Consider the following 13,287-nt stretch of genomic DNA (forward strand, 5'->3'; position numbering starts at 1 on the left):
GGTGGCGCGATGAACGCGGCGCGGACGTGGCACGCCGCCACCGCCGCGCTGGCGGTCGGCGGACTGACGCTGCAGCTCGTCCTGGTGGTGATCGGCAACCCCGTCCTGGCCGAGGTGGAGCCGCCCGGGCTCGGCATGCGGCTGTACCGGTTCGCCGCCTACTTCACGGTCGAGAGCAATGCCCTCGTCGCCTTCGCGGCCCTCACCCTGGTCAGGAACCCGCAGCGCGACGGTCGTGCGTGGCGGGTGCTGCGGCTGGCGGGCGTCGTCGCCATCACGGTCACCGCGCTGGTCCACTTCGTCCTGCTGCGGCCGCTGCTCGACCTCGAGGGCTGGGACTACGTCGCGGACAAGGTGCTGCACATGGGGGTCCCTGCCCTCGCGATCCTCGGGTGGGTCTGCTTCGGACCGCGCCCCCGGGTGTCGTCGGCGACCGTGTGGGTGGCCCTGGCGCTGCCCCTGGGCTGGACGGTCTGGACCCTCGCGTTCGGGCAGGTCGACGGCTGGTACCCCTACCCCTTCCTCGACCCCGACGCCGAGGGGTGGCCCCACGTCGCCGTCGCGCTGGCGGGGGTCACCACGCTCTTCGTCGCCCTGTCCCTCGCTGCTCGGTGGTGGGACCGGCGACCGGCCGGGGTCGCCGACCCGCCCACCTGACCCGTCCCGCACACCGTCGGTCTCGTGCGACGGCGGGTCTCACGGTCAGTGCAGCCTCCGGGTCCGCCCGGACAGCACCAGCAGCACGGCACCACTGACGAGCAGGGCACCGGCCAGGGCCAGCAGGAGCACCGGAGGACCTCCCGTGTCCGGGAGACCGCCACCGGCGCCGGACTCATCGCCCCCGTCCGAGGGGGAGGTCGACGGCGTCGCCGTGGGGTCGGTCACGGGGACGTCGTGGGCGACGCGGTGGGCGAGGCGGTGGTCGTGGGCGACGGGGTGGGCGTGGGCGTGGGCTCGACCGCCGCCGCCTGCAGGCTGAAGTCCAGGCCCCCGCGGATCTCCCCGGCCGCGGTGATCGTGAAGGGCAGGGTCCCGGCTCCCAGCACGTCGTAGCCGTCAGGGGCGGTCACCGTGGCGGTGTAGGCGCCGGCGTCCAGGTCGTCGAGGAAGTAGCCGCCGGCGGCGTCGGTGTCGACGGCGACGGGAGCGCCCGGTCCGTCGAGGGTCACCGTGACGTCCGCGACCGGACCGTCCTCGTCGCTCACCTCTCCCGACGCGGCGCCGGGACGGGCCAGGGCGAAGTCCTGGCCGGTGACGTCGACCGCGCCGACCACGGTGTCCCGACTCGTGGTGCCGGTGTACCCCTCGGGCGGGTCGATGCTGATCGTGTAGGTGTCGGCGTCGACGCGCGGGAACGTGTAGCCGCCGTCGCCGTCGGTCACGGTGCTCACCACGGGCCCCCCACCTGTCGGCGTGAGCCGCACCGGGACGCCTCCGAGCCCTCCGCCACCGCCGGTGACCCGGCCCGAGACGTCCGGGAGCGCCCGGACGGTGAAGTCCTGGCCCGTGATCGGAGTCGCGTCGACGTCCAGGCCGCCGATGACGGTGCCGTCCGGGCCTGGCGCGTACCCGTCGGGCACGGTGACGGCGACCGAGTAACCGTCGGCGACGGGGTTGTCGTCGAAGAGGTAGCTGCCGTCCGGACCGGTCGTCTGCGTCACGGTGGAGCTGTCGGGTCGAGCGAGCGTGACACTCACGCCCGGCAGGGGTGTCCCCTCGTCGTCCGTGACGGTCCCGCTGATGGGTTGCGGGATGACCTCGCGCACGGTGAAGGCGGCGCGGGCGGCGGCGTCCCCGTCGTCGCCGCGGTTGTCGACGCCCGCAGCGGCGCTCCCGACCACGGCGCACCCGGGCGGCGCGGTCACCCGCACGGTGTAGCCGCTCTGCGTGGCGAACTCCCCGAGGTCGTAGTCGCCGGCGGCGTCCGGACGCACGGTCGCCAGGGTGTCGCCCCACGGCGAGACCAGGGTGAGCACGGTCTCCTCGACCGCACAGGTCCCGGACGCCACGTTGACGGCGCCGCCGATCGGGCGCGCGCGACTCACGAACCAGGTCTGGTAGATCGGGAAGCCGGCGCGGCGCGTGAAGACCAGGGTGAGGCTGCGCAGCCGCACGTCAGGCTCGAACCAGCCGGTCGCCCCGTCGGTGTCGGCGGCGGTCGGGTTGCCGACGAGCGTCGAGGTGCCGCCGTTCCAGGTGGGCTGGTCGGCGTCGCCGACGGAGTTGAACCCACCCTTGAACCACGAGTCGACCTCCGCGGCCGGCACCGGGTCACCGGCGGCGTCCAGCGCGGTGACACGCACCTGGTCGGCGTCGACGTCGCCGAGGACGAAGGCCCAGCCGGTCTCGGGCGTGGGCCTGTCGAAGGTGTAGGTGGTGGTCGAGGGGGCGGTGGCGTTGTCGGCCTTGGGGCGCAGCGCGAGATACGGCGAGCCGACGCTGCTGCCGTACTTCTGGCCCGGCGGGGTGCCCACGCCCAGGAACGTCGAGGCCCCGGAGGGCAGCTGGACGTTGGCGCGGGAGTCGGTCGCCACGACTGCGGCGGGGAAGCCCGCGGCGCGTTGCCGCACCACGGTCGCGTAGTCGTTGGAGGTGCCGGTGATCGGCGACCACGACGCCCATCGGTCGGTCACGGCGTGCGCGGCCCCGGACGTGAGCAACGGGAGGCCCACCGCCAGGAGGGCGATGGCACAGGTCGCCACCAGGGTCTTGCCGAGCCGAGTCATCGGGTCCTGCCTCTCCCCGGACGGCACCGGGCCTGCGAGGACGGTAGACCGGATCCGGCTCGCGGCGCCAGGGCGGACCTCGTCCGGGTCCCGGGTCGTCGAGCGCCAGGTCCCGCAGGGGCTCACCGAGGCTCACCCCTCCCGCGCCCCGCGCCGGACACGAGGACGACGACGTCCGAGATGCGATTGACTCGTGCCGGTGTGCCACGCGGGGAGGACCGCGCGGGGCGAGGAAGAAACCTCGGGGGTCGATGTCGAAGAACCCGGCAGCCGTTCGACGTACGTGGGAGAAGCACGTCCCGGCCATCAAGTAGGAGTGATCAGCATGCCGCGTTTCATGGGATTCGTCAGGATGGAAGAGGGCGTGGGCACGCCGCCGCAGTCGCTGTTCGACGCGATGGACGTCTACATCGGCGAGCAGGCCGCCAAGGGTGCTTTCCTCGACGGCGGTGGCCTGTACGGCACGGAGGACGCCGTCAACTTCGTGGTCCGCCAGGGCGAGGTCAGCCGGGTCGACGGCCCCTACGCCGAGGCCAAGGAGGTCGTCGGCGGCTGGGCGATCATGCAGTACGACACCCTCGAGGAGGCCGTGGCCGACCAGCGGGTCTTCGCGGAGCTGCACGCGAAGCACTGGCCCGAGGTCACCGTGATCTCGACCCTGCGCCAGATCTCGACGGGCCCCGACGAGCCCGGCGACTGATCGACACCGCGTGCCGAGCGGGCGGTCACTACGCTGGCACGGTGCCGGCCGAGACCAGGACGGACGACCCGACCGAGGCCGTCGTCGCCGCGTGGCGGGCCGAGTCGGCCCGCCTCGTCGGTGCCCTCGCCCGGATGACCCGCGACGTCCAGCTCGCCGAGGACCTGGCCCAGGACGCACTCGTCGCTGCGCTCGAGCAGTGGCCCACGGCCGGGGTGCCGGAGAACCCGGGCGCCTGGTTGATGACCATCGCGAAGCGGCGCGGCATCGACCACGTCCGGCGCGCCGACGTCCTCCGGCGCAAGGTCGCGGAGCTCGGACGTGCCGGCGCGGGAGAGGAGACGGGGATGGCGGACCTCGACGCACAGGTCGACCACATCGAGGACGACGTCCTGCGGCTCATCTTCCTGACCTGCCACCCGTCCCTGACCGCCGAGTCCCGCGCAGCCCTGACGCTGCGTCTGGTGGGAGGGCTCACCACCACCGAGATCGCCCGCGGGTTCCTGGCCACCGAGGCCGCCGTGGGCCAGCGCATCTCGCGGGCCAAGAGGACCCTGTCCGAGGCCCGGGCCGAGCTCGAGCTGCCCACGGGGGCGGAGCGGACCAGGCGCCTGGACGACGTCATGGCCGTGATCTCCCTGATCTTCAACGAGGGCTACAGCGCCACTGCCGGCACGGACTGGATGCGCCCCGACCTCGCGGACGAGGCGATGCGGCTCGCGCGCATGCTGGCAGCACTCGCTCCTGACGAGCCCGAGGTGCTCGGACTGCAGGCACTGCTGGAGCTGCAGGGCTCGAGGACGGCCGCTCGCCTCGACGAGTCCGGCGCAGCGGTCCTGCTGGAGGCGCAGGACCGGACCCGCTGGGACCAGCTGCTGATCCGACGCGGCCTGGCCGCCCTGCGGCGGGCCGAGCAGCTCGCCGCGGGCGGCAAGCCCGTGGGGAGGTACTTCCTGCAGGCCTCGATCGCCGCGCAGCACGCCCGCGCGGAGCGTGCCGAGGACACGAGCTGGCGCCGCATCGCAGCGCTGTACGACGTCCTGGCCCGCGCCGCACCGGGACCGGTCGTCGAGGTGAACCGGGCGGTCGCGCACGGGCGGGCGTTCGGGCCGGACGCGGGGCTGGCCGTGCTCGAGGAGCTGGGCGCCGACGGGCTCGGCGACTCCCCGCTCGTCCCCAGCGTGCGCGGCGACCTGCTCGAGCACGCCGGGTTGCACGGGGAGGCCGCCGAGCAGTTCACCGAGGCGGCCAGGCGCACCAGGAACGAGAGCGAGCGGGCGCTCCTGCGCCGACGGGCCGACCTGAACCTGGCGCGAGTCCCGGAAGCCGACTGAGGCCGTCCGCCGCGGCGTGCCCCGGACCGCGCACCGGGACGAGCGTCGCTCGGACGTGCCGGTGGGTCGCCAGCGAGCGCGCCGACTCCCTCACCTCGTCGGCGTCGGCGTCGGCGTCGGCATCGGCATCGGCATCGGCAGGCGTGCTTAGCAACGGCCGGTTCGCCCCCACCTGTCGGCCCTCCCGCGCTCGCCGCCGATAGCCAACGAGCGTGGAGCCGGGGCCAGAGCGCTCCGCCCACACCCGCGCCGCACCCCGTTGACCAAGAGGCTCCCCGCCGCTGTCGGTGCCTGCCTGCCCCGCCCCGGTCACTGATCGGTGGGGGTCCGACGGTCGTCGACGCGGGTGGGGACGGCCGGGCGCGGTGACTCGTCCGCGAGCTGGCCGGCGAGGTGTCCGGCGAGGTGTCCGGCGTCGTTGAACCTCACCAGGGTCCAGCTCGACTCGCCGCGCGGGCCGCGACGGTGCCGCCACTGCGTGAGGCTCGTGTTGAGCGGGTCGAAGGCCACGTCGCGGGCCGAGGGCCCCCGTCCGAAGGCGAGGTTGAAGGACGCCTCCAGGACGCCGCCGTGGCAGACAGCGACGACCGTCTGACCCTGGTGTGCGTCGACGAGTCCGAGCAAGGTCGTCTCGGCGCGGAGGAGGAACGTCGCCCAGCTCTCCCCGCCGGGCGAGAACGGCTGGAAGGGGTCGTCCGGTGGGACCTCGTGCTCGGCCCGCGCCCTCCACTCGTCGACGGTGAGCCCGTCGGCGTCACCCGGGCGGAGCTCGTGCAGGTCGTCGCTCACCTGCGCCGGCAGCCCCAGGGCGCGTGCGACGTACTCGCCCGTCTCGAGCGCGCGGCGCAGGGAGCTCACGTACAGCACGTCGGCTCGTAGGGGCTCGGCCCGCAACCGCTTCTCGAGGAGCGCGGACTGGCGTCGTCCGCGCTCGGTCAGTCCCTGGTCGCTGCGGACGCCGGCGATCACGGGCTCCACGTTGGAGACCGCCTCGCCGTGGCGGATCAGGTACAGCTCGGTGACCATCGCCTCCCCCTCACGTGCCCTTGCGGCGAGCGAACACCAGGCCGGCGACCTCCACGGCGCCGGCCTCGCGCAACGCCCGCGCCATCTCGCGCATGGTGAAGCCCTCGGAGTAGGCGTCATCGAGGACCAGGACCCGTCGGCCCTCCACCCGACCCGGTTCGGGCACCCGGAGCGCCGCGCGCAGCTCGCCCTCGGCGATCTCGCGGCGCTCCTCGACCCCGATGCCTAGGAACCGCCCCGTCGGTCGCACCTTGGTGATGACGCCGACCTCGAACGACCGGTCCGGGTCGATCTGCTCCGCTGCGTCCACGACCACCCGCAGGTAGTCCCACAGGCGGCGGGCCTCGGGACCGATGTAGAGGGCCGTCGTGGTGCGGACGTCGAAACGCTCCAGCTCGGCGTGGTGCTCGCGCAGGAAGCTCACCAGCATCCTGGCCAGGTCGTCGGCCAGGTGCCTCTCGTCTCCGTACTTGAAGCGGTAGACGACGTCCCAGGTGGCGTCGGCGTCCTCCGAGACCGTGTAGAGGCGCGAGAAGGCCCGATCAGGCAGCCCACACGCCGTGTTCGGGCAGGCCCGGTCAGCCAGTTCTCCCCCGCAGACAGCACAGCTGTCCTCGGCGGGCACGGCCGTCGAACCGGGAGCGGTCACCCGTGTCACGCTACAGCCGCGGTACCCCGGATCACCGAGGTCGGTGCGCCGTCAGACGTTGAAGCGGAACTCCACCACGTCGCCGTCGGCCATCACGTAGTCCTTGCCCTCCATGCGGACCTTGCCGGCCTCCTTGGCCTTCTGCATGGAGCCGAGCTCCATCAGGTCGTCGAAGGAGACGATCTCGGCCTTGATGAAGCCGCGCTGGAAGTCGGTGTGGATGACGCCGGCGGCCTCGGGGGCGGTGGCGCCCTTCCTGACCGTCCAGGCGCGCGACTCCTTGGGGCCGGCGGTGAGGTAGGTCTGCAGGCCGAGCGTGTCGAAACCGACGCGGGCCAGCCCGTCGAGGCCGGGCTCGGTGATGCCCATCTCGGCGAGCATCTCGCGGGCCTCGTCGTCGTCGCCTAGATCGACGAGCTCGGCCTCGAACTTGGCGTCGAGGAAGATCGCCTCGGCGGGGGCGACGAGGGCGCGCATCTGGTCCTTGAGGGCCTCGTCGCCGAGCTCGTCGGCGTCGCAGTTGAAGACGAAGATGAACGGCTTGGCGGTCAGCAGGGACAGCTCGCGGATCAGCTCGCGCTCGATCGAGGTGTCGATGATCGGGGTGCCCGCCTCGAGCGCGGCCAGCGCCTCCTTCGCGGCGGCGAGGTTGGCGGCGAGCTCCTTGCGGCCGCGCGCCTCCTTCTCCAGCCGCGGGATCGCCTTCTCGACCGTCTGCAGGTCGGCGAGGATCAGCTCGGTCTGGATGGTCGAGATGTCGCTGGAGGGGTTCACCTCGCCGTCGACGTGGGTGACGTCCTCGTCACGGAAGACCCGGGTCACCTGGCAGATCGCGGCCGACTCGCGGATGTGGGCGAGGAACTTGTTGCCCAGGCCCTCGCCCTCCGAGGCGCCCTTGACGATGCCCGCGATGTCGACGAACTCGACGGTCGCCGGGAGGATCTTGGCGCTGCCGAAGACCTCGGCGAGCTTCGGCAGCCGCTCGTCGGGGACGCCGACGACGCCGACGTTCGGCTCGATGGTCGCGAACGGGTAGTTCGCCGCGAGGACGTCGTTCTTGGTGAGCGCGTTGAAGAGGGTCGACTTGCCGGCGTTGGGAAGGCCGACGATCCCGATGGTGAGTGCCACGGGCGGCGAGTCTACGGGCGTCGTCGCGCATCGCAGGATCGGCACGGACAACTCGACGGCGATCCGGGCGCCAGCGCCTATCCTGAGGGCTGCGGACCTGCACGCACGAGGGGTCCCAGGGACGGGGACATGACGGCAGACGCTCTCGAGCGCGCGATCGGCGCCCAGGACCGCGCGGCGATCCTGGCCGCTGTGGGCAGCCCGTCGCACGACACGCTGCTCCTCGCCGGCGTCCCGCTGCTCGAGCGCGCCGTCGCCGTCGTCGCGCCCGACGGCGGCGTCCTGCCCACCGCGCTCGCCTGGCGCTACGGCTACGCGCTGCACCAGGCCGGCCGGTTCGCCGAGGCGCTCGTCGTCTACGCCCGCGCCGACCCGGTCGACCCGGTCGACCCGGTCGACGTCGCGTTCCTGCACGCCAGCAACGCCTCCACGCTGTGGGCCACCGGTGACGCCGTCGCGAGCCGGCAGCTCTCCGACCGGGCGCTGGCGGAGGCGCTCGCCACCGACGACGACTCCGCGATCGCCGCCGCGTGGATCAGCCAGGCGCTCGTCTACGTGCTCGAGGGCGACCTCGACGCCAACCTCGTGGCCTACGAGAAGGGCCTCACGGCCGCCGAGCGCGCGGGCGACGTCCTCACCCAGGCACGCATCCACAACAACCTCGGCTCGCGCTGCAACGCCGAGGGCCGCTACACCGAGGCGCTGACCCACCTCGACCGGGCGATCGCCCTCGCCGAGTCGGTGGCCGCCCCCGGCCCGGTCCGCGCGCTCAGCCTCATCACCCGCTCCGACTCGCTGCTCGGCCTCGGGCGGCTCGAGGAGTGCCTGGCCGAGCTGCACCTGGCCCGCACGATCACCCGGACGTCGGAGTCGCCGCTGCTCGGCCTGGCCGTCGTCGGCATCGGCGACGCCAACCGGCTCTGCGGCAACGCCACGCAGGCCGCGCTGGCCTACCGCGAGGCCCTGGCGATCGCCGAGCGCACCAACAACGCCCAGATCATCGTGCCGGCGACCTCCGGGCTGGCGCGCGTCCTCGTCGTCGACGACGTCGACGAGGCGCAGGGCCTGGTGAAGCGGGCGCTCGACCAGCCGGCCGCCGTCGGCCAGGTCGAGCCGCTGCTCGCCGCCGGGTGGGTCTGCCTCGCGACCGGCGACAAGGCCGCCGCCGGGGAGTTCTCCCGCCTCGCCGTCCGCGAGGCCGGACGACGCCACGACTCCCGCGGCCTGGCCGAGTCCCTCGAGCTGCAGTCGCTGCTGATGTCCGGGCCGCGCGCCGTCGACCTCCTCGACGAGGCCGGCACGCTGTGGCGCAGCACCGCCAACTCCATCGGCCTGGCGACCAACCACGCGCTGCGGGCCCGGGCGACCAACGACCACGTCGAGGAGCAGGCCGCCCGGCGGCGGCTGCGCGCACTCGGCGTCCGCGACGACGCCACCCGGATCGCCGGTCCGCTCCAGGCCCTCGGGGGCGCCGACCGCGCCCGGGTCGCGATCCGCACGCTCGGCGCGTTCGCCGTGCTGTGCGACGGCGAGCCGGTGCCGGCCTCGGCCTGGCAGTCGCGCAAGTCCCGCGACGCCCTCAAGATCCTCGCCGGACGTCGCGGTCGGCCGATCACCCGCGAGGCGCTGTCGGAGCACCTGTGGCCCGACTCCCCCGGCAGCGGCAACCGCCTCTCCGTGGTCCTGTCGACGCTGCGCGGGGTGCTCGACCCCGAGAAGAAGCACCCCTCCGACCACTACCTGCGCGCCGACCGCGAGGCGGTCCGCCTCGACACCGAGCACGTCGAGATCGACGCGGTGGTGTTCACCCAGACCGCCGCCGGCGCCCTCCGCGCGCTCCGCTCCGGCGAGCGCACCGACCTCGCCGTCGTCGAGGAGCTCGAGCGGGCGGCCGCGATGTACACCGGCCACTACCTCGAGGACGACCCCTACAGCGACTGGACCGTCGACGTCCGCGACGAGCTGCTGTCGAGCGCCCTGGAGGTCAAGCGCGAGCTCGCCCTGGCGCTGCTCGGACGTGGCGAGCAGCAGCGCGCCATCCCGTGGCTGGTCGGCCTGATCGCCGACGACCCGTACGACGAGCCGTCGCACCACCACCTCATCACGACCCTGCACCAGGCGCGCCGGCACGGCGAGGCCCGGCGGGCCTACCGCGGCTACAGCACCCGGATGAAGCAGATCGGCGCCCCGGTCACGCCGCTCGCCGACCTGCTGACGCCCTACACCTAGGCTGGGGGCGTGCGCCTGGCCACCTGGAACGTCAACTCCCTGCGCTCGCGCATCGGCCGGGTCGAGGCGTTCCTCGAGCGCCACGACGTCGACGTCCTGGCGCTGCAGGAGACGAAGGCCCGCGACGACCAGCTGCCGCTGATGGGCCTGCAGTCGATGGGCTACGAGGTCGCCTCCGCCGGCGTCAACCAGTGGAACGGCGTCGCGGTGGTCAGCCGCGTCGGTCTCGACGACGTCGAGGTCGGCTTCCCCGGCATGCCCGGCTGGGGCGACCCCGTCGCGGCCGAGGCCCGCGCGATCGGCGCCACCTGCGGCGGCGTCCGGGTGTGGTCGCTGTACGTGCCCAACGGGCGCAAGGTCGACGACCCGCACTACGTCTACAAGCTCGACTGGCTGGCCCGGCTCCGCGCCGCCGCCCAGCCGTGGCTCGACGGCCCGACGGCGCTGGTCGGCGACTGGAACATCGCCCCGCTCGACGAGGACGTCTACGACATCGCCGCGTTCGCCAAGGACACCCACGTCACGGCGCCCGAGCGGGCGGCGTTCCAGGCCTTCCTCGACGACGGGTACGCCGACGTGGTGCGACCGCACACCCCCGGACCCGGCGCCTACACGTACTGGGACTACTACCGGCAGCGCTTCGAGCGCAACCGCGGCATGCGCATCGACTTCGTGCTCGGCTCGCCGGCGTTCGCCTCCGCCGTGACCGGCGCGTTCGTCGACCGCGACGAGCGGGCCGGCACCGGCGCCAGCGACCACGCCCCGGTCGTCGTCGACCTGGCCGACTGACCGACGCGCCGGCTCGCCCGGAACACGGGTGAAACAGAGGGTCCCTACCCTCGCCCCGTGACCCCGTTGCAGCCCGGCACCGGCCCGATCCGGTCCACGAGGTACCTCCCGGCGAGCGCGGACGACGTGCTCTGGGGCCGGCTGCCGTGCGCGGCCGACGCACCCGCGCTGAGCATCGAGGCGGGCACCGAGGTCACCATCGACACCGTCAGCCACGAGGGGATCCTCGAGGACCAGGGCCGCGACCCGCGCCGCTTCTTCGCCCCGTACGACGTCGCCGTGCTCGACGACGCCGTCGCGCTGGCGGCGAGCGGCTACGAGCGGACGTTCGGGGTCGACGGGCCGCACGTGGTCAACCGCCCGATCGAGGTGCGCGGCGCCGAGGTGGGCGACCTGCTCGCGATGACCGTCGTCGAGACGCTGCCGCGGGTGCCCTACGGCGTCATCTCCAACCGGCACGGGCGTGGCGCCCTGCCCGGTGAGTACCCGCTCGAGGGCGGGGTCCACAGCGTCTTCGCCGCGGTCTCGGACGACGGCACCCACGGCCTGCTGCCCCTCGTCGACGGCGGGCCGCCCGGCGTCCGGTTCCCGCTGGCGCCGTTCCTCGGGATCATGGGGGTCGCGGTGGCCGGCGAGCGCCGGCCGCACTCGGTGCCGCCGGGGCGGCACGGCGGCAACCTCGACATCAACCTCCTGACCGTCGGCGCCACGCTCTACGTCCCGGTGCAGGTCGCGGGCGCGCTCGCCTACGTCGGCGACCCGCACTTCGCCCAGGGCGACGGCGAGGTCTCGCTCACCGCGATGGAGGCCAGCCTGCGCGCGACGGTCCGGTTCGACGTCGTCGCCCGCGAGGACGCCGTCCGCCGCTTCGGCGACCTCGTCGGACCGCTCGCCGAGACCACCGAGCACCTGGTGCCGACCGGGATGGACGAGGACCTCGACGTCGCCGTGCAGGACTGCGTGCGCGCCGCGATCGCCCTGCTGCAGGCCCGGTTCGGGATGGAGCCGGCGCTGGCCTACGCCTACCTCTCGGCGGCCACCGACTTCCGGATCTCGCAGGTGGTCGACGTCGTCAAGGGCGTGCACGCGACGATCCGCACGTCGGACTTCGTGGCATGAGCACCCCCGACAGCGCAGCACCCGACGGCCTGCTGGCGGCGTTCGAGGAGTACGAGCGCGCGCTGATGACCAACGACCTGGACGCGCTCGACCGGCTCTTCGCCCCCGGCGCCGACACGCTGCGCGGCGACGCCGACGGTCTGCTGGTCGGCCACGACCGGATCAGCGCGTTCCGCGGCGGGCGGGGTGGCGCGCCGTCGCGGACCCTCGTCGAGGTGCACGTGCGGACGGTCGACGAGGACCACGCCCTCGTCGTCGCCGTCACCGAGCCGGTGCGGGGCGGCCGGAGCCAGCAGACCCAGCTCTGGGAGCGACGCGCCGGGGCGTGGGTGGTCACCGCCGCCCACGTCGCCGTGCCCGCGCCGGCACTCGACACGCGGGTCTGGCGCGTGGTGGGTGCCCCCCTCGTCCCGGCCACCGGCCGCGGCGTGCTCGACGGCGAGACGGTCGCCGTGAAGGACCTGTACGCCGTCGCCGGACAGCGGGTCGGCGCCGGCAACCCGACCTGGCTCGCGGAGGCCTCCGTCGAACCGAGCCACGCGGCCGCCGTCGCCGCCCTGCTCGGTGCCGGCGCCGCCGTCGCCGGGATCGCCCGCACCGACGAGCTCGCCTACTCGCTGGCCGGCACCAACGCCCACACCGGGACGCCGCCCAACCCGCGTGCCCCGCGCCGGGTCCCGGGCGGCTCGTCGTCCGGGTCGGCCAGCGCGGTCGGCCTCGGCCACGCCACGATCGGGCTCGGCACCGACACCGGCGGCTCCATCCGGGTGCCGGCCGCCTACCAGGGTCTCTTCGGCATCCGCACCACGCACGACGCCGTCGACCGCACCGGGCTCGTCCCGCTCGCCCCGTCGTTCGACACGGTCGGGTGGCTGACCCGCGACGCCGACCTGCTGCGCCGGGTCGGCGACGTGCTGCTGCCGGCCCCCGCGGCCGGGAGACCGCGCGCCGCCGACCTGGTCGTCGTCCCGGCCCTGCTCGACCTCGCCGACCCGGACGTCGGCACGGCGATCCACGCGTGGACGGCCGCCCTGCCCGTCACCGAGGAGCAGTGGGACCTGGGCGCGCTCACCTCCTGGCGGGCGGCGTTCCAGGCGCTCCAGGCCCGGGAGGCCTGGCTCGCCCACGGGGCCTGGCTCGAGGGCCGGCTCGACGTGCTCGGTGCCGACGTCCGCGGGCGGTTCGCGAACGCCGCCACGGTCAGCGCCGACCGGGCCGACGACGCCCGGGCGACGGTCGCCGCCGCCCGGGCGCAGCTCCACGACCTGGTCGGCGAGCGCGTCCTGGTGCTGCCGAGCGCGCCGTCCGTGGCGCCGTACCCCGGCGACGGCGCGGGCGCCGTCCGCGACGCCACCCTCGCCCTGACCTGCCTGGCCGGCGTCGGCGGCCTGCCCGCGGTCAGCCTCCCGCTCAGCACCGCTGACGGGCTGCCCTGCGGTGTCTGCCTGGTCGCCGCGCCGGGCCGCGACCGCGACCTGCTCGACCTCGCCGCGCGGCTGACCGGCTGAGTCCGAGCTCTCCCCCGGGGACCACCACCGGCGCTGCGATAGTCCCGGGGGTTTGGGCCCCGACTCGGCGGCCGGAGGG

At 74.2% G+C, this 13,287-nt stretch carries 12 protein-coding genes; 7 read left to right on the forward strand and 5 right to left on the reverse strand.

What is annotated here, in order from left to right; all coding sequences use genetic code 11:
* Positions 1–9: 9 nt before the first annotated feature.
* Entirely contained in the window at positions 10–657 is a 648-nt protein-coding gene (locus tag E4623_RS04750; RefSeq protein ID WP_134765306.1) for a Pr6Pr family membrane protein, read from the forward strand.
* Positions 658–702: 45 nt separating this feature from the next.
* On the opposite strand, the gene E4623_RS04755 is transcribed toward E4623_RS04750, so the two are convergent.
* Positions 703–885, reverse strand: coding sequence for a hypothetical protein (locus E4623_RS04755; protein WP_134765307.1), 183 nt, complete (start codon positions 883–885; stop codon positions 703–705).
* Entirely contained in the window at positions 882–2,726 is a 1,845-nt protein-coding gene (locus E4623_RS04760) for a carboxypeptidase regulatory-like domain-containing protein (protein WP_134765308.1), read from the reverse strand. The genes E4623_RS04755 and E4623_RS04760 overlap by 4 nt, the downstream gene beginning before the upstream one ends.
* Before the next feature lie 352 nt (positions 2,727–3,078).
* Here E4623_RS04760 and E4623_RS04765 point away from each other — a divergent pair, with 352 nt between their 5' ends.
* Both E4623_RS04765 and E4623_RS04770 read left to right on the forward strand, forming a co-directional pair.
* Positions 3,079–3,426, forward strand: a complete 348-nt coding sequence (locus E4623_RS04765) for a YciI family protein (protein ID WP_245154867.1) — start codon at positions 3,079–3,081, stop codon at positions 3,424–3,426.
* Positions 3,427–3,467: 41 nt separating this feature from the next.
* Positions 3,468–4,760: a sigma-70 family RNA polymerase sigma factor gene (locus E4623_RS04770; RefSeq protein ID WP_134765310.1), complete on the forward strand. Its 1,293-nt coding sequence runs from the start codon at positions 3,468–3,470 to the stop codon at positions 4,758–4,760.
* 309 nt (positions 4,761–5,069) lie between these two features.
* Here the strand turns inward: E4623_RS04770 and E4623_RS04775 are convergent, their stop codons facing one another.
* Genes E4623_RS04775 through ychF form a run of 3 tightly spaced genes read right to left on the reverse strand, consistent with a single transcriptional unit; the run spans position 5,070 to position 7,563 of the window.
* Positions 5,070–5,786, reverse strand: a complete 717-nt coding sequence (locus E4623_RS04775) for a histidine phosphatase family protein (RefSeq protein WP_167736482.1) — start codon at positions 5,784–5,786, stop codon at positions 5,070–5,072.
* A gap of 10 nt (positions 5,787–5,796) precedes the next feature.
* Positions 5,797–6,435: a phosphoribosyltransferase family protein gene (locus E4623_RS04780; RefSeq protein WP_134765312.1), complete on the reverse strand. Its 639-nt coding sequence runs from the start codon at positions 6,433–6,435 to the stop codon at positions 5,797–5,799.
* Positions 6,436–6,486: 51 nt separating this feature from the next.
* Entirely contained in the window at positions 6,487–7,563 is a 1,077-nt protein-coding gene (ychF, locus tag E4623_RS04785; RefSeq protein ID WP_134765313.1) for a redox-regulated ATPase YchF, read from the reverse strand.
* A 129-nt stretch (positions 7,564–7,692) separates the two neighbouring features.
* On the opposite strand from ychF, the gene E4623_RS04790 reads away from it, so the two are divergent.
* From E4623_RS04790 to E4623_RS04805, 4 genes are read left to right on the forward strand one after another with little or no spacing between them, the layout of a single operon-like run.
* On the forward strand, positions 7,693–9,792 hold the full coding sequence (locus E4623_RS04790) for a BTAD domain-containing putative transcriptional regulator (protein ID WP_134765314.1): 2,100 nt from the start codon (positions 7,693–7,695) through the stop codon (positions 9,790–9,792).
* A gap of 9 nt (positions 9,793–9,801) precedes the next feature.
* On the forward strand, positions 9,802–10,581 hold the full coding sequence (locus E4623_RS04795) for an exodeoxyribonuclease III (RefSeq protein ID WP_134765315.1): 780 nt from the start codon (positions 9,802–9,804) through the stop codon (positions 10,579–10,581).
* A gap of 57 nt (positions 10,582–10,638) precedes the next feature.
* Positions 10,639–11,700, forward strand: a complete 1,062-nt coding sequence (locus E4623_RS04800) for an acetamidase/formamidase family protein (RefSeq protein WP_134765316.1) — start codon at positions 10,639–10,641, stop codon at positions 11,698–11,700.
* Entirely contained in the window at positions 11,697–13,208 is a 1,512-nt protein-coding gene (locus E4623_RS04805; RefSeq protein WP_134765317.1) for an AtzH-like domain-containing protein, read from the forward strand. Before E4623_RS04800 ends, E4623_RS04805 begins: the two co-directional genes overlap by 4 nt.
* Positions 13,209–13,287 lie beyond the last annotated feature (79 nt).

Origin of the sequence: Nocardioides sp. 1609 (assembly GCF_004522105.1) — a bacterium.
In the GTDB taxonomy this organism is placed as follows: Bacteria; Actinomycetota; Actinomycetes; order Propionibacteriales; family Nocardioidaceae; genus Nocardioides.

What these genes read in the sequence shown, in the direction of transcription:
- E4623_RS04750 (WP_134765306.1), top strand. Translation starts at nt 10, where the DNA reads ATGAACGCGGCGCGGACGTGGCACGCCGCCACCGCCGCGCTGGCGGTC.
- E4623_RS04760 (WP_134765308.1), bottom strand. Translation starts at nt 2,726, where the DNA reads ATGACTCGGCTCGGCAAGACCCTGGTGGCGACCTGTGCCATCGCCCTC.
- E4623_RS04765 (WP_245154867.1), top strand. Translation starts at nt 3,079, where the DNA reads ATGGAAGAGGGCGTGGGCACGCCGCCGCAGTCGCTGTTCGACGCGATG.
- E4623_RS04775 (WP_167736482.1), bottom strand. Translation starts at nt 5,786, where the DNA reads ATGGTCACCGAGCTGTACCTGATCCGCCACGGCGAGGCGGTCTCCAAC.
- E4623_RS04790 (WP_134765314.1), top strand. Translation starts at nt 7,693, where the DNA reads ATGACGGCAGACGCTCTCGAGCGCGCGATCGGCGCCCAGGACCGCGCG.
- E4623_RS04805 (WP_134765317.1), top strand. Translation starts at nt 11,697, where the DNA reads ATGAGCACCCCCGACAGCGCAGCACCCGACGGCCTGCTGGCGGCGTTC.